This is a genomic window from Limnospira indica PCC 8005, from assembly GCF_000973065.1.
GTDB classification, from domain to species: Bacteria; Cyanobacteriota; Cyanobacteriia; order Cyanobacteriales; family Microcoleaceae; genus Limnospira; species Limnospira fusiformis.
The window spans coordinates 2,929,256-2,955,750 of sequence record NZ_FO818640.1 but is presented as its reverse complement, the minus strand read 5'-3'; the positions used below and the strand labels follow the sequence as shown (position 1 = coordinate 2,955,750).

The following is a 26,495-nucleotide window of genomic DNA, read 5'->3' as shown; positions in this document are numbered from 1 at the left end:
CCGATAGGTTAACTCCCTTGTGATACCCGTCAATGGCAAGCCTATCGGTTCGTACCTCACCATTGACTGCTATCACGTCGGTCGTTTCCCCAAAGAGTGTTTGTTCCGGTTGGGGGGAGGATATGTTTCAAAATCAACCACGATAGCCGTAGGTAGCCGTAGGGGGGAACCCGCTAGGGAATCAACGTACAAAGATATCAGACCGCCTTTCCGTGGACTAGACCTATAGGGGAAACTATGTGCGATCGCCTATCCGGTTATCTATGGGTCTGATTCATAATCTCCGGTGAGGGGAAACTATGGGCTATCATCTACCGGAACCAACCCGATATCCCTAAACAGCTTTTCAACCGGAGGTAATTACCGAGATGAGAGCGACTATCCACATAATCCTTAGCAAGTCTCTAGTCTTTGGTGGTAATCACCCCGTGCGGAAACCGATACCAACATAATCAGTTCACCCCCAAAATCTTAGTCGTAGGTTGTAGGTAAAGCTATCTGTTGGGGGTAACTTAGTTCTGGGTAATATCTGGACATTATAGGGTGAGCATTCATATAATCTAATTCTCATAATGAGTTCTCATAATGAGAGTAAAAAAATATGCAGACACCCCCTACAGTCAGAAACCATAGGGGGCCATTAAGTTATTGGGGTAGCTGTTAGGCTGTTAGCTGTTAGGGCTTACGCCAACCATCATCATCAATATCATCTCTGTTGATTGGGAGATGAGGTGATTGTTTTTTGCTCTCTAACTGTTGTTTACAGATTATTTGTTCTAACGATTTTTGTAAAAACTCAAATAATATACCTAACTTATGATTATTTAAATCTAGTTTTGATTCGATAATTTTATTCTCCTTGACTATCGCATACGTTGAACACAAGACCACAATTATTATCAAAACTAATTCAATAATTATGAATCTTTGACAGATTGATACTGTATTCATTACATTAATCTCCAAAAATAAAGGGTAAACCATTTAATCCGTTCTAACGGGTCAAATACCGCATAAAAGCTGCTATATGGTGGTGATTCAATTATTTGATATTCATTAAGCCAGACAATCTCACGTTTAACCATCATATTCTGTTTGACATCATTGTATGCGTAAAATTTTAACCAACCCGCCATTTTCCAGTAAGTAGAAACTTGGTCTGCATCAAATAATATCCTTACAAATTTGCTACCTGATATATCTGGCAATCGTTTACCTCCGTGTGAGGTATCATCCTCTTTGATAAAATATTGGTTGTAAGCTAAAAACCAATTAGTTTCAGATATATCATATTTGTTAGACATTATCTCACCTGCTTGATTACATTATCGTTATCCGTGTCACACCATAAATCACCTACACTTAAACCGATAGGGCTTGTCGGTAAATTACTGATATTACCATTTGTAGATGCTGTGGGTTTACCTAGTGACTCTACTTTCGCTGACAATTCTTGAATCCCTGCCACCAATAAAGGAACTAATTTTTCATAAAGAATCGTCAGATAATCTATTTTGTTGTTGTCAACTTCAGTGCTATCTGTGTGGTCATTTTTAACTACTTCAACCGCTTCTGGATAATATTCTTGAACTTCTTGTGCGATTAATCCTATTTTGGCTTCTTTGTCACAAAAGCCATGCAACTCTGCTAATTTATTGTATTTGAATTTAATTACATTCAATTTTTTGATTAAATCTAAGCTATTAACATTCTCATTTAAAACAGTTTTAAACTAAACCTGATATCCGAAGACCCTTTGACATAATCCCCGCTGTCATTAATGTACGCAATATTTGTGCCACCTAGTCGAAATCTAGTATGTATGTTTGACGAACTTAGACCGTTGTCTTTTATGAGATACATTTGATTGTTATATACGTGTATTGGATATCTATCGCTAGGAGCACCTCGCCAAACATTACTTTCAAGAAAATTAATACCATGATATATAAATACTCTAGGATTAGCCTCTGCTTCAAGTCGCATAGAATAACTTCCCTGATGAGAAAACGCCCAGCTATTCCCTCCAACTCTACTATTTAGTACTAAACTTGCCGTACTAGCAATAGACCCTATTCGGCGTATGTCAAACCCCCTCCAAACATTAAAATTAATAAGCATATTTCCATCGGGGAAACTTTCATCAGTCGTAAAAGTTACTGGATTATTTGTTATGTTAAATGTTTTAATTCCGGTTATTGTTTGATTTCCAGAGGTTCTTAATACAGTTGAATCTACATTAATTGTTCTATTAGCTGCTAATGTTCCCCCACCACTTAAACCATCTCCTGCGGTTAATGTAATGTTTGAATGAGTATGAGTTGTAGGTGTTCTAGCATCAGATAATCTACTATCATTACCTTGACAAGCTGTTCCCGCTGTAGTCCCATACGCTACAGCCCATGTAGTAGCAGCACTACCATTAAAATTATTTCCAGTTAATCCTGTACCATTTGTTAATGTATTTGGAGTATTTGCAGTTATCGTTATATTAGCGCTGCCATTAAATGAGGTCCCATTAATAGTTCTAGCTGTTTGAAGTGTAGTTGAAGTTGAAGCGTTACCTACTAAATTACCAGTTATACCAGCGCTACTAAATAAAGCTCGTTGTACACCACCAGTTGTGATTGCTAACTGGTCAGCAACAGGTCGATAAATACCTGTATCTAAATCGCCAGTCCAACTAAAGCTAGGTAAATTAACAGTATCTGAAGCATTACCTAAAAATTTAGCAAAGTCTACTGTACCTGACCCAGTTAAATTAGTCATACCACTATAGCTACCAGATATACTGGCATTTGGTACAGCACCAGATAGATTAGCTGCATTTAAACTGGTAACAGGAATAGTAATATTAGCACTGCCATTAAAACTGGTTGCTGTACCTGTAGCCGCACCAGATAATGCAATTGTTCTAGCTGTAGTTAATGTAGCTGAACTTGATACACTTTTAACTGAGTCAGCAGTATTATCTACGTTACCTAGACCAACATCTCCCTTAATTAAAGTTACAGCGCCTGTCTTACCAGCAACTGAAGTGACTGGAGCAGTAGGCAATGTTGTCCAATTCAAACTACCAGCAGTTGCACCCGCAGTTAGTACTTTACCGTTGTTTGTGGTACCAGTGGCAGGTACGTGTAAATTACCATCTGTAGTTGGGTGAACGTAATTATTTGCGCTTGCAGCAATTCCATTTAACTTAGTCTTGTCTCCCAAAGACATTAAACCAGCGGTGGAAGTTGTAGCAACAGGTATAGTTACGTCAGTACCAGTAGAACTTGTAATTGTTCGAGTGTCACCTGTACCAGAAATAGAAAGGTTAGTGGATTGATGAGGCGCAGAGTTAATAATGGTTGTACCTGATAACGATATACCTGTACCTGCGCTATATGTTGTATTCGGGGGAGTCCCCAGATTAGCGGTGATACCATTAGCGGTTTGGGTGATACTGGTTACAAATGTACTGTACCGCTACCAGAGGTAGCTACTGGTAAACTGAAAGTAGTACCACTAAGAGTTAAACCACTACCCGCTGAGTATGTGGTATCCCCTATCAACGCAGCAGCAGGGAGTCTAGCAACATCGATAATACCAGATGTAATATTAGAAGCATCATGATTATGCGGTGTTGGGGGGAACGTAGTTGGTGAGCCTGTCACCTCATTCCACGTAGGCCACCTAGTGGCAGTCGCTGGGATAGATGTTATCTCACTCCAAGCATGGTTGTGAGCACTAGGAGTAAACGTAGTAGGTTTAGAAGTCACTTCAGCCCAAGACGGCCAGCGTGAAGCGGTAGCTGGAACACCTGACGTAATGTCAGCCCAAGCATGAGTATGCGCTGAAGGCGTGAACGTTGTCGGTTTGCTTGTAACTTCAGACCACGTAGGCCAACGGGTTGCCGTAGCTGGTTTATCCGCCACGTTTGCCCAGTCACTTGCAAAGATAGTCGGTTTGTTCGTTATTTCAGTCCAGCTATGGGAATGAGTAGATGGGGGGAAAGCGCTAGGTTTATTAGTAATATTATTCCAGGATAAATCAGTTAATTTGACTAAATTAGTATTTGAGTCAATAACTGCCTGTACCCTTTCATTGGTTAAATACAGATTGACTTCACCTTCTGGCAAGTCATCGGTTGACTGCCCAAATCTACTAGAGTAAATCTTAAAATTAGTCATAATAAAGATTCCTCAAAAAGGGGGATAATCCCCCAACTATTTAATCAACAGTTACAAACTCAACTACAGTTACCGAAATATCTGCAACAGACTCGGCAATAGCTTGTAGTTTACTAGCGCCAATAGTGAGCATAACAGTATCACCCGGCTTCACAGAAAATGCGGCATTAGCTACGGTATTTTTTGTGGGGTCTAAGATTAAATGAACGGGTACATTAGACCGATTTTTGATAAATACATTACGCCCGTTTGTGTTAGCTTTTACTGCCACTAATTCGGCAACTGTATTAGCCGTTAAACTAATAGCGGTTGTAACGGGAGTACCCGGTATCTTAGCAGTAATATTGAGAGTGTCTAAATTTAGAGCGCTACTATAAACCGAAAAACTCATAATCACCTACCTCCTAAATAATTCCATTGTAGCCGGTTAGTAAGTGATTGTCTGCTCTAACCCGACAATCTGCGAAACACTATCCTCTGTTATCCCGTAGATACTAGCAGTAGATTTTAACTCGTCATCCCATGCAGTGTTAGGCGGTAGCCATAAACATTGACCTGGTATGCAATTGCTGATGTGTCCATGACTAAACCAAACCCCAACGCTACCCGTGTTCTGTAGGTGTAAGCGATATCTGTGAGTATTAGCAGCACGAATTAGGGTGGGTGTGTTACCTACGGAAATCCCAAAATTTTCGGGTTGGGTCAGTGATGGGGTTTTTGGCAATGTGTCTAGTTGGTATTCTGCCATACCAAAAATATTAATTGAATCATTGTTGTGTAATTGAGTCAGACACCTAGCTTTTAATACAGAATGTGAATCTATGGCTAACCCTTCTGTTTGATTGGTAATCAATTCGATTAATAAATTTTCGGTATGAATTCCCCCGTAATAAGGGAGTTTTATAACACCTAGATTTAACCCGCTTTCTGTGGCTAGGTTCCAATAAAATATCTGTAAGTCTATAGAACCTTGTAACACATCTTGTTTCTTTTCCCATCTTTGGTAATAACTATCTTCTGGGTAAATTTTAGGTATTTGTGATTGATTGATACTAGGGATATAACACCTAGCGTTCAAACTAGAAACATAGGCATAAGCAGTAATATCATAACGAAATCTATCAGTTATCAAGCCTTCTAAGATTGCGCCATTAAATAACTCTACAGCGTTATTCCAGTTACTAGCATTAATTTCCGTAGCAATATTTTTAATTCCTCTCATGAATAGTCCTCAATTATCTTGTAATATTATATAATATTTCTAAGTTATTAATTAGTCTCATGTAGTTACTCGGTATGGTGAAAGATAGTATCAGGTCAAGTACGTCTAAAAATGTTGGTAGGTCTGGCGGCGTAAGTTCAGGTTTAGCGGGAGATTTAGGCGACCAGACATCTTCAGCAATGGACTTTGGTAGGGGTTTGCCGTATGCAAGAGAAAGAGATAGAGCGGGTATTCCAGGATTGGTAAATCCTTGGGACCCAATTACTAGGCTACCGCGTGGAATTAATCCAGAAGACCATGGCAGGTGGAAACGAGAGGATGATGCGAGGCGAATAGATGAGGAGTATCGGCGACGTGATGTCAAAAAAGAGGCAACCGTTAAGGAGCCACCAAAAAGAGACGAGCCAAAAGGGGGCAAAAAGCCCAAGGGAGGCAGTAGTGGTGGAGGCGGTAATGGTCGTAGCTTTGGGGGTCCTGGTTCAGGCGATAAAATAGATGATGATAAAGGAAGGCGACCAGACGATAGTAGTGGTGAATGGCTCGAAGAACTTGAGAGGGCTCTTGAGTTTAGAGAATATTCGTGGGATTGCAGGCTATTTATGGTGTATATGCACTACCCGGACGGGACGGGGGGGATGGGGACAAGTAATCCTGTTACATATAATCACAGTTTTGACTTAGTAACACCGGATGAATTTCCTAGTCGCAGAAATTTAGAATATATTGTCAACAGAAATGGAAACATCACAGAAGGGACAACACGATTATTTCCAAGAAGCTGGTGGTCTGAATATACTATCTCGATTTATGAATCAGAAGGGGGGGAACACATTTGTTCATTTAATAAATTTGTTCTTAGCCAAGATGGCGCGAGGAGGGGGGAAATCTATGGGATTCAAGCTATGGGGAATAACATAAAATCGTTTGTCGGTATAGCTAAAAATCTTAGAAACCGTACCGTATATTATGAACAACGATACTCCGGTAATTGGTCTAACCCAATAAGAAGGACAGGTCCAGCCAGGTTTGCATCTGATGTAATACAGAGTTATGGTAGAAGTTGGGCAGCTACGCATTATTTGCATGGCTATCCATTAGGGTTTAGGTATATATTCAAAAATCTAGGAATCCATCCAATATCAATAGATACGAGTACGTCCTCCTATAGATATATCTACCGGAATCCTACTGAAACCTGCAATTGGGAAGAGATTATTCCGCGTAAGATTAGAAGAATTTGGATACCAGACATGAATGAAGAATGTTGCGGAATGATTAGAAGGATTTATGAGTTTTTAGACCCTGAATCCTTTCCTGCTGAAATGCCAGAAAAAATAACAGTTAATGCCGAGAATCCAGAAAATAGAATTAAACGAATAAACACATTACCAGACCAGAATGGCTGATGTACAGGTTTGACATCGATGACGAAAGATGGGGTGAATTTGAAGTTAAAGTAGAGATTGATGATGTCAATCTCATGACCAAAGCCGAAGAAAAAGCCGAAATCAAATTACCTAACTTAGCTGAATCAATTGCTGAAATATTTGGTATGGTAATGGAAATTGCTATTAGTCACCAAGTTACCCAAAATGCTGTTTGAACAGCATTACACGAAGCAGGTTTAGCTCACGCGGCGGCGTTTAAAGCAGGTAGAGAAGTGTCGGAGATAATCGACTATTTGGGCTTTGCTACCGAGGAAAAATATGAAACAATTAAAACAGCATTTACCCCGGAGGCTGATAATTTTGAGGAGCTACTGGAACCCAATGAAAGCAAAATTAAGATTACCAACCAGAAGGATGCAAAAGAAACATTACAAACAACATTAAATCAAATCAAAGAAATATTTGCTATTGTACGTGCTCAAGGCACTTTACAGGTAAACAGTAACGACCCGGCAAAAGACATATTAGCCGATTTAACGCGGTTATATGATTCAATGAAAAAACAGGATGATATCAGAGAAGAGGAAACCAGAAAAGTACAAGAATTGCTGAAAAAAGACTTTCCTGATATCAAAATAGAAACCGAATTGATAGATGGCGATAACCCACTAAGAGGGACTTTGTAATGGTTGCCAGAAGTGCAAGAATGCTAAGGAGTACTCGTAGCTTGTCTAGCCGCCAAACCCGTAGCAGTATAGGTAGAAATGGCGTTAGACAAGTTAATTTAGCACAAAGAACATCTACCCAGGAAATGGGTTGGTTTGGCAAATTATGGGCTAAAGTTACCGGTAAAGTTGTCGAATGGGGCAAAAGTTTTGGTGGGTGGCTATGGGAAGGAATTACTAAGTTTTTATCTAACTTTAGCTTTGAGAAAGTAGCGAGATTTATTACCTCTAATTGGGATTCTTTCTGGAATTTTAATTGGAATATTAGCGATAGCGATATTGATAAAAACATCCAAAATATTGCCGGACAATTTATAACCACTACGGCTGGGTTTTTAGGTAATATGGCTGGGAAATTAGTATGCGGTGTTTTACCAGTAGCAGGTCTCGCTTTTATCAATAAAGCGGCTGCTATGCACGTAGCATTAAGCAAGGGACCTGAAATGCTTATGGAGGTATCTACAGCATTCGGCTCATACGTTAAACAGTCATTTAATATGGCTATGAAAGCAATAGCATGGACGTTATTTAAACACGGTAGACGGGTTGTTAAAATGTTTTTAACAAAAAGCCCAACAACACTAGCAAGGTCTATTGTTTAAATGGTTCCTGGTGGTAAAGGAACGATTGAAAAATGGGGTGAAGAAAAAGGTGAAGAATGGTCTTTGGGAAAACAGAGAAGGGAAGCTAGGGAGAAATTACCAGAAAAATATGATGGAAATATAAACACTATTTGGAACCAAGACAGTTCCGAGGAATTCGGGGATTAGTTTAGCGAGAACTGTAAAGAAGCTATCATCTTAGTCGCTCAAGGTTTAGATGAATATATGGCACTGCAAAGAATAGAAGAAAATAGATAACAACAATTAGTTAATGCTGTAGTATAAGCTGGTAGAGAAAGATTCATACTTGTGTCATCTTTGAGAAATTTGCCGGAAAATGTTGCGAGTACATTGGCTCAAACTGAAATACTAGGGAATAGGGATATAGGTCAATTTGTAGGGTCAGGTGATTTTCAGGAAATCAGTACATCAGCTAATCTTAAAATACAGTTAACCTTTGTTTTGTACAACTACGAAAAACCACCGTACTGGACTAAAGATAGGCGTTCAAAACTACAAAAAACTCAAATAGAGTTACCGTCGGTTAGTAGGGATAAAATTACATGGGATAGGTGACAAAGGATATTTACTCAACCCAGTAAATCAGCCTTTACTAAAGGGAATATTAAGGTTACTTGTACTATGAGCAATGGCAGAAGATTCTCGTTTTTTGTTAATGAATCAAGCAAAAACGAAGCTGAAGCTCTATGCAAAGAGTTAGTTGATTTAACTGACGCTAGGATAGTTTACCCTATTACTTTTGAGGAAAGAAAAGGTTTTGGTAGTAGACAAAATGCGAAAAGAATTACAGAGAGTAAAATGTATATCAGTGAAGTGAAAATACTTAACTGGGAATTAATTGATAAATTTGAACAAGCTAAAATCGACTTAGGGGAAGCTAGTGTTTTAGCAATGTATCAAGACCCTAGGAAAGCCCAAGTCAAAATCCCTCTACATTTTGAGAGAAAACCTAGTTGGGTTGATAATGCCATACGGAAAGCCACGAGGACATCGTTAGAATTAAAAACCGGAAATCAACCCCCAACTACAACCTAATCATTGAGTCATATCAGTCACTAACTATCATCCACGATGAAAGAGATTACCAACATACTTAGACATGGTTAAACTGGTAGTTAGCGTAATGTTGGTATTGGTAGCGTACCGTCGCGTTTAACTCAAAAGCTGCTACATATATGTAGCTTCTGTTGAAAGAACCATAGCAGCCACAATCAGCAAATACACTGCTATAGTCTAGGTATTGAATTGAATAAAATCAAGGTGAGATTATGGCTACTAAGAAAACGCTAGGTGCTGCGACACTGGAAAACCAATTACTTGAAATTATTGAGCAAACCCAACGGATGCAATCTAGTGCAAGTAATAATCCTGATGGTGCAACCGTAGTCACTGCTTATACCCGAAATATGGCTACAGGTCTCGTAACTGTTTCATTGTCAATTCCAACAGACGATGTTTTAGACCCTACTGACGGCAGTATTGATGTAATGGCTACAGAGCTATTTGTTGATTAATGGATATCGGGTAGGCGCTAATATCATCGTTTTACCTACCCTGATTTAGACAATTTAGAAAAAAGGAAACTAATATCATGCCTTTAGCTGACGCATGGAACCAATACAAAGATGATTGGATAGCAAAGTTAGCAACAGCCAAGGGTCCACACCTAGGCAGAAGTTTAGTAGTTGAAGTTCCAGTGGATGCAACTTCAAAAATAGGCGTACCTATGCCTATGCTTTTACTCCACATTTTAAGTGGAAGTTCAGTAACTAATGAGCCAGCCAATGTTAGGGAATTAACCATTTGGAGACCACCTGTTAGCAATACTTCCACGCCTAATGCTAACAGACGTAATGTCCTAAGAGGAACTCGAGTAAGAGCATACAAGAAGTCTGAATACACCCGCTTCTTTGTTGAGGCTCCGGTTAATCCTGGCTATTGGCGCAAATACACCCAAACACGGGTAGGCGAAAAAATACTGAGATTTATCAGTATTAAAGCACCTCCTATCGTTTCTGTTAGTGGCTTGTTATATGTATTTGCTCACTATTTTACTATCAAGCCAGCATCATTAAGAACCTATAACAGTATGTTCAGAATTCCTAGCAGCGATGGGCTTGCCCTAGCTAACCTGGGTGAATTAACTGTTGAGAGAAGTGAAGCACCAAACCAAGTACAGGGTGAACTTTTCGCTGATGCTCCTGTTAGCAGCGAAGGCAATAAGAGTGTGAAAAAATAAATCAGCATCAAAAAGTAGACAAAGAGAATTGACCACTATATAAAAAAATAGTGGTCTTTTGTTTGAGTTGTATGTGGCGATAATTTAAACATTTCACAATTATGGTATCAAGTCAATAATTCTTTTATTTTTTTGGGCTTATATGTTTCTTATGTATTTATAAGTATTAATTAGATTAAAAATAATCATCATCAACAACAAAAAATATCAAAAACAGTGATTTCCAACTCAATAACTCAATCGTATTTTGGAAAAATGATTTTGTCCATGAGTTGAAAATCACTGACAGATGCGTAAAAACCAAAATACATTAGTAGACCAAAATACCGCTATTTACCAGCTTGACAAAGACAGCGTAAAAACCAAGGATACACATGGACTCTCACCTAGTGAATATCTGGCAATCTTAAAAAGGTTCAGCAACTTTGCCGGATTTCTTGACCAGGTAGTTCCTTATCTGCCATATCCCAAAACATCACCTATCTACACATTAAAAGAAAAGTTGGTGTTTGCATCTGTAACGGACGAAAAGGACTTTAATCTGGAATTAACCTACTCTGAGATTATCGCGTTAAAGAATAGCATTAAAGCTATTCTAACTCTGATTAAACTTGGTGGTGGTGTCAAGATACCACGTAAAGTTTCTGGTGCTATTGCTGACGATATCGCTGCCTTGGAGGGTCACTTTTTGAATCTCTCCGATAATCATGTTGACCCTGATATGCCCGAATCATTGCCTGACCCTGACCCATTTTCAGCCGGGCTTCAAGGTTAATCCCTAACAGTCTAATTACAGCAGTCTAATTGGGAAATAGAAAAGGCTACCCGTAAAAAGGTAGCCAATACACCAAACATCGAGGACTATCACCATGATATCAAAGCACTGGAAAGAAGTGCGGTTAAATCTCAGGAATATTAAACTTGACCCGTTGATGTATGTGGGAATGTCGTTTGCTATAAAGGTTCCTAACTATGCAGGAAGAGGACAACTTCAATGGCAATTAACAGCCGTTAAATTTGACCATAAATTTCTGGCTTATTATGTGGGAGAAATGATTAACACATTAATCCCATTACACCCAGATAAAATTGAGGCAATTCTCAATAAAGCACTTGAATATTGCCGGGAATAATGGAGGATTTATTAAGCTGCATTTGGTGGCGATAAAGAGGCGGTAAATAATGATGATTAACAAGTATCACGCCCAAGGACAATATGATGACGAGCATTACTTTGCATCAACGCTAGAGAGCAAGGTTTATCACCTACTCAAAAAGTATGATGACAACCTATCAATACACCCCCGATTAACTTTGGTTGATAACTGTAATGATTGGAAGCCAATTACATGGAAGCCAGACTTTTATAGTCCAGTTTTCAACCAATACATCGAAGTAAAGGGAGTGCTAACACCTGATTTTAAACTCAAGATGCAATTGCTTCATTACCTTAATCCCGGAATGATTGAAGATATTTGGTTTGTCACTCGGAAAAGGTCTTATCGCTGGCAAGGTATTTATTTAATGAATATCGATGAGTTCCAACGACATCTTAAAGCACAAGAATTTAAGTTAATAGGAGAACAGCAACCGTGAGAAATCTACACTATAACGGCATATTTAGCCTCAATGGTGAACTTGTGCAAACTCACTACAATCGGCATGAATTCGATCAAACTACAATCATTGTGGCTTATCAAATTCTGACACATATTGAGGAACACAAAACACCTGAAGTAAAGAATATTACCTATCAGGTAATGGGTAGTTACAGACCACGTGGTGATTATCAAGGCTCTGCAATTATTAGACTTATCAAGCAAACTCACTTAGTTAAACTTGTTAAGGAGTCAAGACTTCGAGTCTATTTATCTGGCAATCCACTGTTTTGGGCTGCTTGTCGCCAAATTGCAGCCAGAATCGAATCACCTAACACAATCAACAATCAACAATTAACTGAGGAAGAGTAATCATGAGTATTGGATATTACGGTAAAAGAGATGACGATAAATTCGCGTTTTGCAGTGCAGTTAAACCTGGAGAATCTGGAACGTTTTTAGAAATCACGAGCGCTATATTCGTTGTCAAGCCAAGCCTCCCCACTTATGGCTTATCGGTTATGGGCTGTCCGGTGACTTCCAGAACTTCAATGATAGGTCGTGGAAGTTTGAAGAACAGTTGATAGCTGTTCGCTTCTGTATTGCTGAATACTCTAGTGAGTATCAAGGCAAAAAACGGGAATATAAGCCAACCGCTGTAGAGTTAGCACTACTCAGTTTAGTCAATGCCGATAAACTACTAACCAACGGTAAAATGATGTTTACCGGAACTGTAAATCTAGGACAATCAGCCACACGGGTAGCCGAGCGACTCCTTGAATTAGATAATACCACTGATTCAAATGATTTTGATTCAGCCAAGAATAAGCACGATTTAGCGGAATTTATTCTTGAATAAAGTACAGCGTTAGATACCTTTGAATCTACTATTTCTGGCTACTACAAGAAGCCATTGATTTTGTTGAGTTAAAGTCTGGCAAAAAAATGGTGGCTTGGGTGGTAAACCCAAATCCAAAACCTGGGAATAACGAGTATATTTTACTGCTAAAATCCTAGACTATGAACCTGATTTTGACAGCTTATACAACAAGGTTCAAAAATTAGATGCTGATACCCTAATCGCGTTAATTGAGCTGATGAAACTCAGCTAATTAACATAAAATATCCCCCCAATCTTGGGGGGATAACTACCATACAGCAAGCCAACACACTAAGAGGTTACTACCATGTCTGAGGACTATGTTGATTATAGACTAATACGCGATTCAATGGCAGATTAGTTAGAGGAAATAATTGTTGACGGTACATTAGGGACACAAGTTGAGTCAATATGTAGGGCTTGTGCTATCCTACCCTATCCGGATGTTCAATTCCCAATTATTACTAGCTTTATTTGCTCACCTGTCACGCTAATGTAAACCGCTGGGTGTCTGTTTCTTTGGGGGTCTAGTGGAACGGGTAAAAGCCAGATAGCTACTATTGCGGCTTCACTATATAATATAACGCTGACACAGTGTTAGCTAACAGCACATTTGCTTCACTGAGAAACAAGATACAACAAGAAAGATATTACGACCCATTACGGAGTGAGTTTGAACGTAATTTTTTATTGGTTTGGGAGGATATTACCCCTAATTTATTAATTGAAAATGAAAATATGCTTTCACTGTTTAAAGTCTTCAACAGGAAAAATAGTCGAATAACAATTAGCAGCCAAACACCCGGTCACAACATGATTTTGAATGCTTTCGCTTTAAAAGTAATTAACTCAATACATCCTTTATGGACGTTTTGGGAACTTAACGAACTTAAAATAAGGATGTTTCCTATGTGGTTTAAAAATAGACAATCAATGACAAGTGAAGAATATGCAGGTAATCAATTTGAATTGTCAGAAATTTCGGATATTGAGGATATAAATCTTGGTAAGATATCATCTCGCTTAGAAATGTTTTGGAGAGATATGAATAATTGCACTAATTACGCTCAAACCAAAAGAGGACTACAAAAAAGGAAACAAGATATAGCTAACTACAGATTATCCATTGATGTAATTGCTACACATTCAATGATATATAAATCATCAATGGATAATTCAATCAAAGTATTTAACCATTACTGGGAGTTAGCAGAAGATAAAATATTTACAGTATCTAGCGGTACAGAACAATTTTTAGATAGCTTTATCACTCAAAGTATTGAGAGTAGGACTAAACAAAATGAGCAAGCGATAAAGGCAGGTTGTCCTGAATTAATTGAAACGGTGACAGATATTGACCCTAAAATGCTAAAAATAGCCATAGAAACCGCTAAAAATGATGGTTATTTAGATTCACGGGTTACTGTAAATGAATTAACCAATTTAATGAAAAACAGAGGTTATAACATGATTAATGTTAACGGTAAAAACCTGTGGAAGCAAATCATTTGACTTCCAATTAGTTCATTAACCTAGGAGAACAAAAATGATGACAGATATCAATAATCAAATGTTTGTAAAGTTTAAGACTATGGTAGATTAGATAGTCTAGTTTACAACAGCAACAAAGAAGAGGGTTTGGCAACATTAAAGTCAATACTAGACGACTGTGAAACAGAATTAACCATCACTGAACTCAAAAGACAATTGCTGATTAAGGAGCTGAATTACACGAAACACTTAATGGATAAAGTTCAATAAATATTCGTCCGCAATGACGGTAAACTACGGCAAACAACACACTAAGAGGATAAAACCATATCATGAACGAAGAACAAGCAAGGTTGATGGTTATCGCGGAATTAGCACGTGATATTTACGCCCAAATGATATCACGAGATATCCCCTACGCTAACCAAGATACCAGGGTGAAATTAGCCGAAATCGCCCATAACGCCGCTGTTGATTTTATGGCGGTACAAGAAAAGTGGGTATCGTCTCAAGAGACAGTTATTCAGCCAGCATCATTTATGCCCGACTTTAGTGGCAATGGTTACAGTAGCGATATCTTTATGGGGGGTGACTTCAATGCCTAAGTTATTGCCAGTAATCAGCCTACATACTGGAAATTTCAGCAATTTTCTACAGGGCCCCGGTGGAACTTGTGTAGAACTAGATACACCCGAATGGTTTGACTATCTGAGAAAAAACAAGTCCTTCTCTGTTGAGTTAAACGGCAAAAGGTTTACAGCTTGCAAAAAAACGTCAATCAATGGCTTTGCATACTGGAATCTGAAAGGTTGGGACGGTAAAATCAACCACCATATCTATATCGGAAAATCTGACCAGACTACCAATGAGAAGATTCAACAGGCTGCTATAGCTATGTTTTATCGGTGCAACCCCAAACTGGCGTAAGCCCTAACGCCTAACAGCTCAGCTACCCCAATAACTTAATGACCCCCTATGGTTTCTGACTGTAGGGGGTGTCTATGTATTTTCTCATTTACATAATGTATTTACATTATGTAACTTCTAAAATATGAATGCCTACCCTATCATGTCCAGATATTACCCAGAACTAAGTTACCCCCAACAGATAGCTTTACCTACAACCTACGACTAAGATTTTGGGGGTGAACTGATTATGTTGGTATCGGTTTCCGCACGGGGTGATTACCACCAAAGACTAGAGACTTGCTAAGGATTATGTGGATAGTCGCTCTCATCTCGGTAATTACCTCCGGTTGAAAAGCTGTTTAGGGATATCGGGTTGGTTCCGGTAGATGATAGCCCATAGTTTCCCCTCACCGGAGATTATGAATCAGACCCATAGATAACCGGATAGGCGATCGCTCATAGGTTTACCTATAGGTCTAGTCCACGGAAAGGCGGTCTGATATCTTTGTACATTGATAGCTTGGGGAATTATCTTCTGCTGTTGTCGTGGTTGATTTTGAAACATATCCTCCCCCCAACCGGAACAAACACTCTTTGGGGAAACGACCGACGTGATAGCAGTCAATGGTGAGGTACGAACCGATAGGCTTGCCATTGACGGGTATCACAAGGGAGTTAACCTATCGGTGTCTGGTTGGGGGGAGGTATGGATATTTGACAGATTGACTAAGTTGTGCTTGTTGACTGAGTAATCATCCTGTTGACAGAATTATTATCCTGTGCTAGGAATGGATTGTGAGTAATATTTGAGTAATTGGGTGTAGCTATCGTATCGAGTAATGTCGCGCGATAGCTACTAGACTAGACTAGGGTTTACTGAAAATGGAGCATATGGGAATCGAACCTGATACATAGCCTATAACCCCTATTCTACCGTTACTTAGGTGTTACTCAAAACCGTAGTAGGATCTATCAATTTGTAGCCATAAAATAACCCCTAGGAGTTTAATCTAGGGGTATTAACTTGTGAGATTGTAGTGGGTAAATTAATCTATCTGATAAATTACCCTAAGGAATAATTTAGCTTCAGGGCTGTCAATGTCAACCCCCAAGGCAGTTAACCTTTCCAGTGCTACATTTAACGGCACGGGTAATTTAGCTACTCCTTTTAAGACTTCTAAGGTAGCGTCAATCCCCTCCGTTTTGTATTTACTCTCATTGACGATTGCGCTATGCCCCATCATTCTAGCGCGTAACTCTACTGGTACTCCATATTTTTCACCCAACAGGTTGTACAGCCTACGAAAAGCATATTTTTGAGTTACCGGACATCCCATAGCTTTAATATGTTTACTGAATGCTACATTAAAACCCGCAGCTACAGTCCTAGGCTGGCTTCCCTCCTTCGGGGTATATTCTGGTAATATTGGTCGCTTTAATTCCAGAAAATTAAACATTTCGGGACTAGGGATTGGCGCTATAACCCGTCCCCCAGTCTTAATACTTACTTTCCTTCCCTCTGTATCAGTAAAGTAAGTATAATCACCCAATACTAAGTAATTATCCTGATTATCCGGGTCTGATAGCGCTTTGATGGTTACACCATCTTCTGTTGTATAGGGTTTGGTTAAGTTAACTGCAGCCGCTATCTCGGTAGGTCTTAATCCATACATTACCGCCATACCGGCAACCCATAGCCAACTGTGACGGACTTCGCTTATTCTATGGCTTTTAATGGTGTAGGCTTCCTGTTTGGCACTATACCACCAATCTTTAAAGGCATCGATACCTATACGCTGCTTAACCGTAAATCGTGTTTGTTTGGGGTTAATAGGCTCTAATTGCTTTAGTAGGTGGTCCTTATTGGGTGATTTTTTGGCAATGGCTTTCAGGATGTAGTATAGTAACGTTCTTTGAATGTTTTGGACTGGACCCTATCAGCTCCTCTCCATTCTGTAAGGGAGTGTACAGCATAACCTTGAAACTCTCCCAAGTAGGATAGGATAATCATCCCAATTGGGGAACTGTTCAAAAAATATCTGTTTGGTCCGATGGTATGACGATAAATCACTAACAATGTCGCGAGAACGTTTCCGTCCTGTATTGCGGTTGTACCCGGCAAAATACTCATCTTCCAGTTGTTGGAATATCTCTCGGTAGGTTATCAGATTATCCTCAATCTGATTTTTTCCTAGGATAGTCGTATCATACCAGTCCCAAAATTCACTAGCGTTACTGATAGTTCCCAGAGCCTCCGCCACTAACTTAGCTTTTTTAACTCCGTCTATCACCCCTTGGGGAGTACACTCAAGATTGGCTGTTTTGGGTAGCCGTTTTCCGGTAGGTGGCTGCTTAAACTGCAATAGCAAATTATACCTAGTCCCGGACTTTTGCAACTTGAGTGTCACCCCTTTGGGACACTCCCCCTTAAAGTCTTGATAGGCTTTCAGGAATCTATCGTAACTCTCGTCATAGTTGCCCTTTCCCCCTACGGTAGGGATGTTAGTGGCGTTACTCATTTTTTACTCACTTGTTACTCTACTACGGTTTTGAGTAATGTCTGAGTGACGGTAGAATAGGGGTTATAGGCTATATATCAGGTTCGATTCCCATATGCTCCATTTTCAGTAAAATTTTATCCTGACTGCGATAACCGGGAAAAACTTAACCCGGTTATCGCATTTTTAAAAACTATTTCACTATTTCCGGTTAACCTTAGCCAGAAGAGGCTTTTAGTGGAGAATAGGGGGGTCGAACCCACCATAAAAGCTATAACCCTTACTCTACCGTCACACTGATGCACTCGAAAGCGATCGCATTATTAGGAGTGAGTGTAAAATGAGTACAAGTACAAACAGTACGCACAGCGGTATATATCAAGGTTTTCAAGATATCCTTGAGTTTTTCAACTTATCCCGCCAACAATGTCCCAAGGGTGTCAGGATTAAGCGCAATCGGGGGACAATCCAACTAGACATCACAAACGACCCAGAAACTGGGGGACGTAAGCAACGGGGCTGTAATTGCCAATTTACTCCAGAGGGTATCCGCAAGGCTGTAGACAAGGCTTGGTTAGTCCATAAATCCCTTGATGGACAATTTCAGTCAGTATCTGAATGGCTGGACTGGTACAAGGCTACTATCCTTGATGAATCCAAAGTTCCCATGGAAAACGACTTAATCACCTATCGTCAAGTGTTTAAAGAAATGGAGGATGATTACTTTAATGGGGTACACAAGAACACTAAGCGGAAACGTTCCCGTGATCTGGCTAGTGACCAAAGTTCATTTAAACGCTGTTTTCTTACTGTGTTTAACAAAGTCACAGACTGGGATGTTTATGTGAGCTGGGAGGGTATAAAAGAAGCGTTATATAGCCCGTTACAAGATGGCAGTAGTCCGGTAGGTCATAAAATATTCAAAGACAGATACTACCGACTCAGACAGGTAGCGGAACGTGCTCGATGCAAGAAAGCACTAGAGAAGATGGAAAAGATTGACCCTACCCAGACAGTATTTGCTGAATCCCAAAGTATAGACTTGGATACCTTGCTAGGCTTGCTAGACAAGGAACGTAACACTGATTATGGACGGTTGACAGACAATAATGCTCGTGATGGTTGGTGTTGGGTGTCAGCAATGTGTGCTTTATATGGATTGAGACCATCAGAGATTGCAGCAGGACAAAACTTAACCAAGGATATCACGGTTGACGGCATAACGTTCCCCGCGATAAGTGACTCCAATAACATTGAGTTAGTGTTAGTGATTGGTGAGTTTACTTGCTTTGGTAGTAGCACCAAAACAGGTCAAAGGTTAGCAATACCAATGTCAAAAGACAAGGCTTTGATTAACCGTCTAGGGATTCATAACGTCTGTTTACCTATTACTGAACCTAAGAACCCAGCGGGCTTTAATCGTAACCACAGACAATGGTTAACTAACCATAATTGGGGATTCACCCAAGCATTAGCTTTCCGATATCTAGCCAACCAACTGGGAGAGATGAACGGGATACCACAGGAAATCAGGGCGCGTTCGTTTGGTCACTCGGTAACGGTTAATGACAGCAAGTACAAAAAACGTCGCCACCTTGCCACAGAGTTAGGTATCCTGACACGACATCAAAAGCAGCCATTACCGCTAGATATGGCAAAGCAAGCACTAACCAATCATGGTATCAATCCAGACTTGCCAGAGATTAAGGCAATTCTTAGGGTAATATATCAGCTTGATGATTAACCCTCAATAAATCGACAACACAATACCCTCTAGGCTAAATACTTAGGTGCCTTCATTTGGCACTCACTCCTAAATGTGCGATCGCTTTTGAGTGCATTAGAATGACGGTAGAATAGGGGTTATAGGTGCGAGACGTTTAGGAGTGAAATAGGGATGCAATGCCCGAAATAGCCTCCTAGTGGGACTTCCATCCCTTGGTGGAATATAAGGGATTCACATCCCTGACCATCCCATAACTGTTTATATGTCCCGATGCTTGGAGAAATCTGAGCAAGGCAGGGGACTCAAGGTCATAAACAAACTGAGAAATCAGGGAGTAGAGAGTAAAGGTGATAGCCACCCCCAGTTTCAGGATACACAACCTTGGGATTGAAGCGGGGAACGGAAGGCGTGAAGTAGAACCTACTACCAAATGCGACCACTGCCAACCATCCATGACTAGGGAAACCGAATGTCTGGCTTGAACCATCGTAATTATACAGTAGCGAAATAGGTTGATACGCTGCGCTCAAAAGAGCAAGGGGAAAAGTAGAGTCTTCTATATGACATCTACACAGACCTTTAAAGTACCCCGGTGGAGAGGACAAGTCTAAAGATGGAATGCCCATATAAACGGAACGTTTTAAGTCCTCCTAGACTCTAATTATCTGGTCGAGATATTAGTAGGAATAAGTGTAACCGCAAGTCTTAGAGGATGTGAGATGTGACCAGAAGCCAACGCCTTATTGTAATGATAAGGATATGCAGACGGGTCACGGTTTGATTGTAAAGAATAGAGTCTAGTAGGAGTTACTATGACGAAAGCGAGTTCAAAGAAAGGTTTTGAGAAATCAAAGCCAATCAAGACGTGCGTTTGTATGGAAACAAATTCCCTGGGCAAAAGTTCAGAGAAAAGTTTTCAAGCTCCAAAAGAGGATATTTCAAGCAGCTAAGTCGGGACAAAATGCAAAGGTTAGAAGGTGGCAACGTCTATTGGTGAAATCATATTATGCCCGGCTCCTAGCAGTGCGGCGAGTAACCCAAGACAATCAAGGCAAGAAAACAGCCGGTGTTGATGGAATGAGAGCAATCTCACCAAGGCAAAGGTTTGAAATTGTTGAGAGCATTAAGGGAAATTTCAAAGCAAAACCACTGCGACGGGTGTGGATTCCAAAACCTGGTAGGGATGAAAAACGCCCTCTAGGAATACCCACAATCCAAGATAGAGCCAGGCAAGCCTTGGTTAAGTCGGCACTCGAACCTGAATGGGAATCGAGATTTGAAAGCACAAGCTACGGGTTTAGACCGGGCAGGTCAGCCCACGACGCAATAACACGAATTTACCAGGGTATCAACAAAAGTGAATATTACGTGTTAGATGCAGACATAGCAAAATGCTCTTACCGTGAACCATGAATACCTACTGACCCAAATTCATTGTCCAAGCAGTCTAAAGAGAGACCTGAAACAATGGCTCAAAGCGGGCGTGCTAGATAACGGTGTATTCGAGGATACAGAAGCAGGGACACCCCAAGGAGGGGTCATAAGTCCACTCCTAGCCAACATCGCACTGGATGGCATGGTTAGGTTAATTGAAACAATGTATCCTAAAAAGAAAAACGTGGCTCAAGCCACAATAATCAGATACGCCGATGATTTTGTAGTAAGATCTCCATCACTAGAAATCATTGAACAGTGCAAAACTGCAATCTCCGAATGGTTAAAACCTGTAGGATTAGAGATTAAACCTGAAAAGACTCGAATCTGCCATACGCTCAAGCCTATTGAGTATGATGGTAAAACAGAAGAGCCCGGGTTCGATTTTCTGTGATTCAATATCAGGCAATATCCGGCAGGAAGATATAAATCTGGAAAAACAGGTGGGGCAGCAAGCCGATTAATCGGTCATAAAACCCACATTAAACCCAGCAGCAAAGCAGTTAAAGCCCATACAGAAGTGATTAAGGGTGTAATCAAACAACATAAAACCGCACCCCAATCAGCCCTGATTAGCAAACTAAACCCAATCATAAGGGGATGGTCGAACTACTATTCAAGGGTAGTCTCAACAGAGACATTCGTTAAACTAGATAAGACAATCTGGTTAATGTTACGGGCATGGACAGTTTCAAGATGCGGAAAGGCAAGTCATGAAAAGTTAAGAAACTACTTCCACAAGGGAACGGTTAAACTTAGCAATGGGAAAGAACGGCATGAAACTTGGCTATTCAAAGCAAAAGATGGATTTCAACTATGGAAACATAGCTGGACCCTGATTGTCAGACACACCCTAGTGCGCCCCGACGCGACACCATACGACGGAAACTGGACTTACTGGGCAACCAGGAAAGGACAAGCAATCGACACGCCAACAAGGGTAGCTAAACTACTCAAAAAACAAAAAGGCAAATGCGCCTGGTGTGGACAATACTTTACCCCATCAGACTTAGTTGAAGTAGACCACATTATACCTCGAAACCACGGTGGAAAGGATGAATATAAGAATCTTCAACTACTGCACCGCCACTGTCACGATGATAAGACGGCGTTAGACAACGCCAACGCTGTATCCCTAACAATGGAGCAATCAGACTAGGAGCCGTATGATGGGAAACTATCACGTACGGTTTTGAATGGGAGGGGATGGAGGTGACTTCATTCTCGACCCCTAATCTATCCTGATGACTTCAAGTCCCGGGTTCCGCATTGGGAAAGAAACCCGGTTTGGCTGGGGGAAGTTGGGTTACGCTGCGCTTCACCCAACCTACATACTGGGGGAAGTTGGGTTGCGCTGCGCTTCACCCAACCTACTAAAGCGCACAGGCAACCCGAAAACCGCAGCTGAAGTAGAGGAGGTCTGAGCCGCCCCTGTCGCGGTTGGCACAACGGCAGACTACTGGATTGAAGAGCCACGAACCGCCACGCAGCACCCTTCTTTCTTGGCTTTCCAAAAAGTTGACTAAATATTCAATAGGTTTTTGATAACGAATATCGTTGTCATAATCCCACACACCACCATCCGAAGGCGCACCATTGTAGCTATCATGCCAGGGGTCAGCGCACCATTCCGAAACATTTCCGTGGATATCATACAAGCCAAAGGCGTTGGCGTTTTGAAACTGACCGACGGGGGTGGTTTGTCCGCGGTAGGCTCCCAGGGGTCCTGAGCTATAGGTGTGGTTGCCATCGTAGTTGGCGAGGTCCGTCGTCAGGGTATCACCGACGTGAAAGGGGCTAGTGGTTCCGGCGCGGGCTGCATATTCCCACTCCGCTTCACTGGGTAATCGGTAGGGTTTGCCGATTCTCTTCGAGAGGCGATCGCACCACTCCATTACATCATACCATGCAACCGATTCAACGGGAAGATTTAATCCTTTAAAAGCTGAGGGGTCTGGGTTCAGGTCCCGTTGGAGTTTGGGGAAACTAGCCACTTGTCGCCATTGTGCTTGGGTAACGGGATATTTCCCCATGAGGAAGGGTTTAATCGTGACTTGGTGTTGGGGTCTTTCCTTATTTAGTGAACTTCCAGCTTCACCACTCGGCGCACCCATTTTAAAGGTTCCCCCCGGAATTTTTACCATCTCCAGAGTCACCCCATTTCCCAGGTCTTCGATAATACATTCAGCCTGACCGCGACTGCGGTTAATTTCTTGTCCCTTTGAATTGACCGTAACGATGTCAAATTCAAACTTCTGGGTTGGGGGTTTTTGACCATCAGAAGATGGCTGTAAATCTTCCAAAACTTCGGCTACAGATTGATAGCGTTTTTTAAAGACTGTCTCAACCAAACGGTCTAATATTTTACCTAATTTATCACTCACCTGATTGCCATTTAAATGCTCACGCCACACCCATTGTGCTTCTAAGGGGTCATATAAATTCGACGGACTCACTTGGGTTAGCAGGTATAAACAAGTCACCCCTAAACTATATAAATCACTCCCATATTGAGCTTTTCCCATAGCTTGTTCCGGGGCGCAATATGCCGCCGAACCGATAACCGTTCCCGTGACGCTAAGAGATGTGCGCTGCACCTGTTTAGATGCTCCAAAATCCACTAGGACTAACTTGTTATCACTGGCGCGTCTAATGATGTTTTCGGGTTTAATATCCCGGTAAATTACTTGATTTTGGTGAACGAAATCCACAACTGGCAATAAATCCTCTAGCAGCGAAATGATTAGATTTTCGGTAAAAGCGCCTTGATTATCTAACTCCTGTTTTAGGGTGTTTCCGGCGATAAATTCCTGAACTAAATATTGACGGCTATCAGCGGTAAAATAAGCCAAAAGTCCCGGGATTTGGGAATGTTTGCCGAGGAGTTCTAAACGTTGGGCTTCTTGGTCGAATAATTGGGCGGCTTTTTCTAGGGTAGCGGTTCCTTGCGCCTGGGGAAGGAATTGCTTAATCACACAGGGAGGTTTTAGAAGGTTTGAAGTCATCGACGGCGATAAATGTGCGTCCTAAGCCACCTTGTCCAAGGATGCTTTTAGCATAGTAGCGTTCTACCAGTCGGAGTTTACTACCACATTTTTGGCAAAACTGGCAACCTTTGGGGTTGCTGTGGAGGCAGTCTGGGTTCAGACATTGGCTCATAATCAGGATGGTTATTGATACCTGATTCTACATTACCATAAATGCCGAAAATTAACCGGCTTTTTCACAGAAACCCGGTTTCGCCGGGGGAAGTTTGGTTTCGCTGCGCTTCACCCAACCTACATACTACATTACCATAAATGCCGAAAATTAACCCGCTTTTTCACAGAAACCCGGTTTCGCCGGGGGAAGTTTGGTTTCGCTGCGCTTCACCCAACCTACATACTACATTACTATAAATGACGAAAATTAACCCGCTTTTTCACAGAAACCCGGTTTCGCCGGGGGAAGTTTGGTTTCGCTGCGCTTCACCCAACCTACATTCTGAATAATCGGTAATTCGGGGCTGGACATCGTTGTTGTTTACACTCGGGCAATTTAAATTTAACATTTCTTTACACACAAATCCAGATTTATGGTGTAAAATTGGGGCAATATAAAAAATGGCTCGCTGCGATCGCTTAAAAGGCTAAATGGCTAGCAGGGTAAAGGGCAAAACCGCAAAAGCGCTAAGAGCTAAGAGTCTGGGGGGGCACAAGCCACCCGAAAACCGTAGTTGCTGCCGAGGAAGTCCGGGACGAGCCAGTGGCGGAAGGCACAACGGCAGTTTCCGGGATGGCTGCTCCACGAACCGCCGCGCAGCACGCGCCTTTCTTCGTTTTTCAAAAGATTGACTAAACGTTCAACAGGGTTTTGAGAAGGATTATCGTTACCATCCCACACACCACCATCCGAGGGCGCACCATTGTAGCTGTCGTGCCAGGGGTCAGCACACCACTCCCAAACATTCCCGTGGATACCATACAAGCCAAAGGCGTTGGCGTGTCGAAATTTGCCGACGGGGGTGGTTTGTTCGCGGTAGGCTCCCTTCGGTCCCGAGCTATAGGTGTAGTTGCCATTGTAGTTGGCGAGACCCGTCGTCAGCGTATCACCGACGTGAAAGGGGCTAGTGGTTCCGGCGCGGGCTGCATATTCCCACTCGGCTTCACTGGGCAATCGGTAGGGTTTGCCGATTCTTTTCGAGAGGCGGGCGCACCACTCGATTACATAATACCATGAAACTCTTTCAACGGGAAGATTTAATCCTTTAAATCTTGAGGGGTCTAGGCTCAGGTCCCGTTGGAGTTTGGGGAAACTAGCCACTTGTCGCCATTGTTCTTGGGTAACCGGATATTTCCCCATGAGGAAGGGTTTAATCGTGACTCGATGTTGGGGTCTTTCAGTATTAGAACTTCCAGCTTCACCACTCGGCGCACCCATGATAAAGGTTCCCCCCGGAATTAGCACCATCTCCAGGGTTACACCGTTTCCCAGGTCTTCGATAATACATTCAGCCTGACCGCGACTGCGGTTAATTTTTCGGCCATTTGAGTTGACGGTAACGATGTCAAATTCAAACTTCTGGGTTGGGTTTTTTTGACCATCAGAAGATGGCTGTAAATCTGCCCAAACTTCGGCTACAGATTGATAGCGTTTTTTAAAGACTGTCTCAACCAAACGGTCTAAGATTTTGCCTAATTTATCACTCACCTGATTGTCATTTAAATGCTCACGCCACACCCATTGTGCTTCTAAGGGGTCATATAAATCTGACGGACTCACTTGGGTTAGCAGGTATAAACAAGTCACCCCTAAACTATATAAATCACTCCCATATTGAGCTTTTCCCATAGCTTGTTCCGGGGCGCAATATGCCGCCGAACCGATAACCGTTCCGGTGACGCTAAGAGATGTGCGCTGCACCTGTTTAGATGCTCCAAAATCCACTAGGACTAACTTGTTATCACTGGCGCGTCTAATGATGTTTTCGGGTTTAATATCCCGGTGAATTACTTGATTTTGGTGGACGAAATCCAAAACTGGCAATAAATCCTCTAGCAGCGAAATGATTTGATTTTCGGTAAAAGCGCCTTGATTATCTAACTCCTGTTGTAGGGTGTTTCCGGCGATAAATTCCTGAACTAAATATTGACGGCTATCAGCGGTAAAATAAGCCAAAAGTTCCGGGATTTGCGGATGTTTGCCGAGGAGTTCTAAACGTTGGGCTTCTTGGTCGAATAATTGGGCGGCTTTTTGTAGGGTAGCGGTTCCTTGCGCCTGGGGAAGGAATTGCTTAATCACACAGGGAGGTTTAGAAGGTTTGAAGTCATCGACGGCGAGAAATGTGCGTCCTAAGCCACCTTGTCCAAGGATGCTTTTAGCATAGTAGCGTTCTACCAGTCGGAGTTTACTACCACATTTTTGGCAAAACTGGCAACCTTTGGGGTTGCTGTGGAGGCAGTCTGGGTTCAGACATTGGCTCATAATCAGGATGGTTATTGATACCTGATTGTACGTTACCATAAATGCCGAAAATTAACCGGCTTTTCCACAGAAACCCGGTTTCGCCGGGGGAAGTTGGGTTTCGCTGCGCTCCACCCAACCTACA

18 protein-coding genes and 6 pseudogenes are annotated in these 26,495 nt (G+C 41.4%); 16 read left to right on the top strand and 8 right to left on the bottom strand.

Features of this window, described 5'->3' with window-relative positions; all coding sequences use genetic code 11:
• Positions 1-950: 950 nt before the first annotated feature.
• From XZ46_RS12840 to XZ46_RS12815, 4 genes and pseudogenes are all read right to left on the bottom strand, one after another.
• Positions 951-1,304, bottom strand: coding sequence for a hypothetical protein (locus XZ46_RS12840; RefSeq protein ID WP_008050921.1), 354 nt, complete (start codon positions 1,302-1,304; stop codon positions 951-953).
• Positions 1,304-4,175 (bottom strand): annotated as a pseudogene (locus XZ46_RS35855) (tail fiber domain-containing protein). The gene XZ46_RS12840 and the pseudogene XZ46_RS35855 overlap by 1 nt, the downstream one beginning before the upstream one ends.
• Before the next feature lie 40 nt (positions 4,176-4,215).
• A complete protein-coding gene (locus XZ46_RS12820; protein WP_006668643.1) occupies positions 4,216-4,566 on the bottom strand; it encodes a hypothetical protein in 351 nt (116 codons plus the stop codon).
• A gap of 36 nt (positions 4,567-4,602) precedes the next feature.
• Positions 4,603-5,397 (bottom strand): hypothetical protein, encoded by a 795-nt coding sequence (locus tag XZ46_RS12815; protein WP_048894878.1) that lies wholly within the window; start codon positions 5,395-5,397, stop codon positions 4,603-4,605.
• Between the two features lie 74 nt (positions 5,398-5,471).
• Between XZ46_RS12815 and XZ46_RS36710 the strand changes: the two are divergent.
• The 14 genes and pseudogenes from XZ46_RS36710 to XZ46_RS12730 all read left to right on the top strand — a co-directional run bounded on the left by XZ46_RS36710 (position 5,472) and on the right by XZ46_RS12730 (position 15,268).
• Positions 5,472-7,471 (top strand): annotated as a pseudogene (locus XZ46_RS36710) (hypothetical protein).
• A 41-nt stretch (positions 7,472-7,512) separates the two neighbouring features.
• Positions 7,513-8,112, top strand: coding sequence for a hypothetical protein (locus tag XZ46_RS32560; protein ID WP_162198537.1), 600 nt, complete (start codon positions 7,513-7,515; stop codon positions 8,110-8,112).
• Positions 8,113-8,280, top strand: a complete 168-nt coding sequence (locus XZ46_RS12795; RefSeq protein ID WP_008052553.1) for a hypothetical protein — start codon at positions 8,113-8,115, stop codon at positions 8,278-8,280.
• 474 nt (positions 8,281-8,754) lie between these two features.
• Entirely contained in the window at positions 8,755-9,168 is a 414-nt protein-coding gene (locus XZ46_RS12785) for a hypothetical protein (protein ID WP_008053869.1), read from the top strand.
• 233 nt (positions 9,169-9,401) lie between these two features.
• On the top strand, positions 9,402-9,647 hold the full coding sequence (locus tag XZ46_RS12780; RefSeq protein WP_008053841.1) for a hypothetical protein: 246 nt from the start codon (positions 9,402-9,404) through the stop codon (positions 9,645-9,647).
• A gap of 77 nt (positions 9,648-9,724) precedes the next feature.
• A complete protein-coding gene (locus tag XZ46_RS32555) occupies positions 9,725-10,372 on the top strand; it encodes a hypothetical protein (protein ID WP_082113532.1) in 648 nt (215 codons plus the stop codon).
• 289 nt (positions 10,373-10,661) lie between these two features.
• On the top strand, positions 10,662-11,147 hold the full coding sequence (locus XZ46_RS12770) for a hypothetical protein (RefSeq protein WP_006622124.1): 486 nt from the start codon (positions 10,662-10,664) through the stop codon (positions 11,145-11,147).
• Positions 11,148-11,241: 94 nt separating this feature from the next.
• A pseudogene (locus tag XZ46_RS12765) lies at positions 11,242-11,502 on the top strand (hypothetical protein); the annotation flags it as partial.
• Between the two features lie 52 nt (positions 11,503-11,554).
• On the top strand, positions 11,555-11,968 hold the full coding sequence (locus tag XZ46_RS12760; RefSeq protein WP_048895073.1) for a hypothetical protein: 414 nt from the start codon (positions 11,555-11,557) through the stop codon (positions 11,966-11,968).
• A complete protein-coding gene (locus XZ46_RS12755) occupies positions 11,965-12,342 on the top strand; it encodes a hypothetical protein (RefSeq protein WP_006625344.1) in 378 nt (125 codons plus the stop codon). Before XZ46_RS12760 ends, XZ46_RS12755 begins: the two co-directional genes overlap by 4 nt.
• 208 nt (positions 12,343-12,550) lie before the next feature.
• Positions 12,551-12,829, top strand: coding sequence for a hypothetical protein (locus XZ46_RS36705; RefSeq protein ID WP_228116551.1), 279 nt, complete (start codon positions 12,551-12,553; stop codon positions 12,827-12,829).
• Between the two features lie 615 nt (positions 12,830-13,444).
• Positions 13,445-14,362 (top strand): hypothetical protein, encoded by a 918-nt coding sequence (locus tag XZ46_RS36700; protein ID WP_228116550.1) that lies wholly within the window; start codon positions 13,445-13,447, stop codon positions 14,360-14,362.
• A 311-nt stretch (positions 14,363-14,673) separates the two neighbouring features.
• Positions 14,674-14,946 (top strand): hypothetical protein, encoded by a 273-nt coding sequence (locus XZ46_RS12735; RefSeq protein WP_008050913.1) that lies wholly within the window; start codon positions 14,674-14,676, stop codon positions 14,944-14,946.
• Positions 14,939-15,268: a hypothetical protein gene (locus tag XZ46_RS12730; RefSeq protein ID WP_006669906.1), complete on the top strand. Its 330-nt coding sequence runs from the start codon at positions 14,939-14,941 to the stop codon at positions 15,266-15,268. The genes XZ46_RS12735 and XZ46_RS12730 overlap by 8 nt, the downstream gene beginning before the upstream one ends.
• Positions 15,269-15,674: 406 nt before the next feature.
• Here the strand turns inward: XZ46_RS12730 and XZ46_RS35385 are convergent, their stop codons facing one another.
• The gene (locus XZ46_RS35385; RefSeq protein WP_164468732.1) at positions 15,675-15,815 is read right to left on the bottom strand and encodes a hypothetical protein; all 141 of its coding nucleotides are present in this window, start codon (positions 15,813-15,815) and stop codon (positions 15,675-15,677) included.
• A 481-nt stretch (positions 15,816-16,296) separates the two neighbouring features.
• A pseudogene (locus XZ46_RS38295) lies at positions 16,297-17,769 on the bottom strand (recombinase).
• A 319-nt stretch (positions 17,770-18,088) separates the two neighbouring features.
• On the opposite strand from XZ46_RS38295, the gene XZ46_RS12720 reads away from it, so the two are divergent.
• Positions 18,089-19,492 (top strand): site-specific integrase, encoded by a 1,404-nt coding sequence (locus XZ46_RS12720; RefSeq protein ID WP_006625554.1) that lies wholly within the window; start codon positions 18,089-18,091, stop codon positions 19,490-19,492.
• 794 nt (positions 19,493-20,286) lie between these two features.
• Positions 20,287-22,067, top strand: a pseudogene (gene ltrA / locus XZ46_RS37840) (group II intron reverse transcriptase/maturase).
• Between the two features lie 214 nt (positions 22,068-22,281).
• Here the strand turns inward: ltrA and XZ46_RS12705 are convergent.
• A pseudogene (locus XZ46_RS12705) lies at positions 22,282-24,067 on the bottom strand (bifunctional serine/threonine-protein kinase/formylglycine-generating enzyme family protein).
• A 516-nt stretch (positions 24,068-24,583) separates the two neighbouring features.
• Positions 24,584-26,371: a bifunctional serine/threonine-protein kinase/formylglycine-generating enzyme family protein gene (locus tag XZ46_RS12700; protein WP_008050905.1), complete on the bottom strand. Its 1,788-nt coding sequence runs from the start codon at positions 26,369-26,371 to the stop codon at positions 24,584-24,586.
• Positions 26,372-26,495 lie beyond the last annotated feature (124 nt).